We start from the raw sequence: 2961 nt of genomic DNA, 5'->3' as shown, positions 1-2961 counted from the left end.
GGTACCCAATCCGCGGATGAGAGCATGACAACCATCGGTTCGGCCTGCCGTCTCCAGCGCCTGCGCAGGCTACATCTTTGACCAACCCGTGTCAGCGGGGTAGATTAATCGTGTCAGGAAACACGAAAACGCTCATGAGAGCGTAGGATTCTGCACTCTCCGGCATCAGACCCCTAAAACACTTGATAGAGTTGGCAAAATCATGCAGCATTTTCAAGTGGCAGGCCGCGTAGGGAGGGCCGAAGCAGATAGTTTGTATAGGGCAAATTAATTGGTACATTCCTTTACAGCTCCAGACTTGGTCCGAGCGTGTTACCGTACCCTCTTGGGACGTGAAGCGGAATCAGACAAGGTGGTGGAGGCCCGCGCCGCCGCCGCCAATTCAGCAGAAACTATGCTCACGTCATTCACTGATAGTGATGAATTCCGGGCACATGTGGCTGGGAAAATAATTCATGACTATCTGATGGCCAATTACTATAACGACTGTCTGGATATTGAAGTTGACGTATCTGAGCGGATTCTGGACCAGATGTTTGACCGGATCAGACAAGAATGGTCCATGCTTGGGGATACAGAGCCTTACTGGTCTGTGATCACCTCTGACAAATTCCGGGCTAACAAGATCAAGGAGCATATGGAGGCCTTTCTCACCAGTGGCAGGTCCAACGTCAAATGGATGAAGAATATCGCCAAACGCAACGGCATTGACTTGGGTAAACAGCAAACCTGTTTTGAGTTGGGTTGTGGCGTGGGTCGCTTGACTTTGCCGCTCAGCGAAGTTTTTCACCATGTCACTGGCTATGACATTTCGCCCGGTAATCTTGCTGAATGTGATGCGCTGGTAAAGGCGCAGGGCAAGAGAAACATTACCACCAAATTACTGGCGCGTATCGAGGATCTCAAGTCCGCCCCGGAATTTGACGTGTTGTTCACGGTGATCGTTCTGCAGCACAATCCGCCACCAGTGCAGAAATATATTCTTGATATCCTGCTAACCAAGATCAGACCAAATGGCATTGCCTATTTCCAGCTGCCTACCTTTATTCCTGACTACAAATTCACAGCCCGCACGTACTTACGCACCAAACCCCAAAGCATGGAGATGCACGCTGTTCCCATGCGTGATGTGTTGGAACTTTTGCGAGAACATGGTTTTCAGGTACTAGAGGTCTTGCAGGACCCGTTTACTGGGATGCCGGGTTCTCACTCTTTTTTTGCGGTTAAGACCGCAGAGGTAACGATGGAGGCTACGCCACCGCCGGATCGAGGTATCTGGCGCCGCCTGTCCGGAAGGTAGACTTTGGGTTGGGGCACGGTTTCTTGAGACAGTTCAGAGCGCTATTTTTCCCTCGAAGGAGGATATTCGATAGTGTCCCACGATGTTCTCTAATCGCCATGATCAAGAGCTGATTTCTCTGCGGTTCATCCTGCGCGCCGGGCTCTTTGGTTCTCTCCGCAGTCATCGCATGGGATTAAGCTCTTGGCATCTGGCATGGCGGTGCGGTCCGTGAGGTTTGGCACTATCCGTCATCAGCCTCTCAATCTTCTGCAAAAACTGCTGACCGATCTGGCGCTGTGTTCATCCAGTTCTGGCCGCCGAAGGCCACCAGCGCGATCTGAAGACAATCCTCGGCCTCTGTGAGACGAAAGACAATCGTGATCCTCCGGTCGGCACCGCCATGCCGCACGCGCCATCCGGGTAGCTTGGCGCTCAGGAATGTGGGTAGCCTGATCTGACTGGTCCGGTTTGATTGTTAGTGCATGACTGGCTGTTGGTCCATTGGTACGATGGCTTCCGGAGCCGGTGGCCGGTAGCCCAATGCACTGTGTGGTCTCTTTGTGTTGTAGTGTTTACGCCAACCTTCGATGTGAGCTACCCCCCGAAATTCGGACACTGACGTAAGCTACGATTTGTTGTCTGCTGATCTTCGACGAGAAGGAGATCAGAGATGTCGAAACGGAAGCAACATGCGCCTGAGTTCAAGGCGAAAGTGGCACTGGAAGCCCTGAAGGGTGAACAGACGGTATCCGAACTTGCCAGCCGGTTCGGGGTTCATCCAACGATGATCCACACATGGAAGAAAGCGCTGCTGGAAGGTGCCTCCGGCGTGTTCGAGCGTGGCGGCAAGAAAGCCCCAGAGGTTGACGAGGAGCAGATGAAAGAGTTGCACGCCAAGATCGGGGAGCTGGCCGTCGCCAACGATTTTTTGTCACGAAAGCTCAAGCCGTGGACCGGCAAGTGAGGCGGAAGATGGTTGAGCCAGAAAATCCGACCTTGTCGATTGGCAAGCAGTGCAAGCTGCTGTCGATCTCGCGGTCGTCATTCTACTACACACCCAAAGGCGAGACGGCGATGAATCTGATGCTGATGCGGCAGATCGACGAGCAGTTCCTGGAAACGCCGTTCTTCGGCGTCCAGCAGATGACCTGGCATCTTCGTAACAAGGGTCATCTGGTCAATGAGAAGCGGATCAGGCGATTGATGCGGTTGATGGGCCTGATGCCGATCTACCAGAAGCCGAACACCAGCAAGGCGGCGAAGGGGCACAAGACCTACCCCTATCTGTTGCGCGGCTTGCGGGTGACCCGGCCCAATCAGGTCTGGGCCGCAGACATCACCTATCTGCCAATGCGTAAGGGGTTCCTGTATCTGGTGGCGATCATGGACTGGCACACCCGCAAGGTGCTCGCCTGGCGTATCTCAAACACGCTGGAGGCTGACTTCTGCGTCGAAGCGCTGAACGAGGCCATCCACAAGTTCGGACCGCCTGAGATCATGAACACCGATCAGGGAAGCCAGTTCACGTCCTTCGCCTGGACAGACCGTTTGCGCCGATCCGGCGTGCGTATCTCGATGGACGGCAAAGGGCGGTTCCTCGACAACATCTTCGTCGAGCGACTGTGGCGGAGCCTGAAATACGAGTGCGTCTATCTGCACGCGTGGGAAACCGGATCGGA

At 54.2% G+C, this 2961-nt stretch carries 3 protein-coding genes and 1 pseudogene; 3 read left to right on the top strand and 1 reads right to left on the bottom strand.

From position 1 onward, the window contains the following. Positions 1 to 325: 325 nt before the first annotated feature. Positions 326 to 1300 (top strand): class I SAM-dependent methyltransferase, encoded by a 975-nt coding sequence (locus VJ956_RS08365; protein ID WP_324083742.1) that lies wholly within the window; start codon positions 326 to 328, stop codon positions 1298 to 1300. Positions 1301 to 1757: 457 nt separating this feature from the next. Here the strand turns inward: VJ956_RS08365 and VJ956_RS08360 are convergent. Then, a pseudogene (locus VJ956_RS08360) lies at positions 1758 to 1871 on the bottom strand (integrase core domain-containing protein); the annotation flags it as partial. Between the two features lie 81 nt (positions 1872 to 1952). Between VJ956_RS08360 and VJ956_RS08355 the strand changes: the two are divergent. Both VJ956_RS08355 and VJ956_RS08350 read left to right on the top strand, forming a co-directional pair. Continuing rightward, a complete protein-coding gene (locus VJ956_RS08355; RefSeq protein ID WP_324083740.1) occupies positions 1953 to 2246 on the top strand; it encodes a transposase in 294 nt (97 codons plus the stop codon). Positions 2247 to 2254: 8 nt separating this feature from the next. Then, the coding region (locus VJ956_RS08350) for an IS3 family transposase (protein ID WP_324083738.1) at positions 2255 to 2961 on the top strand (707 nt) is incomplete at its 3' end.

It is taken from the genome of Marinobacter sp., from assembly GCF_035268745.1.
Classification (GTDB): Bacteria; Pseudomonadota; Gammaproteobacteria; order Pseudomonadales; family Oleiphilaceae; genus Marinobacter.
The sequence above is the reverse complement of the archived record's forward strand: the minus strand, read 5'-3'. Positions and strand labels throughout refer to the sequence as shown.

Coding starts and splice junctions, on each gene's coding strand:
- VJ956_RS08355 (WP_324083740.1), top strand. CDS start 1,953: ATGTCGAAACGGAAGCAACATGCGCCTGAGTTCAAGGCGAAAGTGGCA.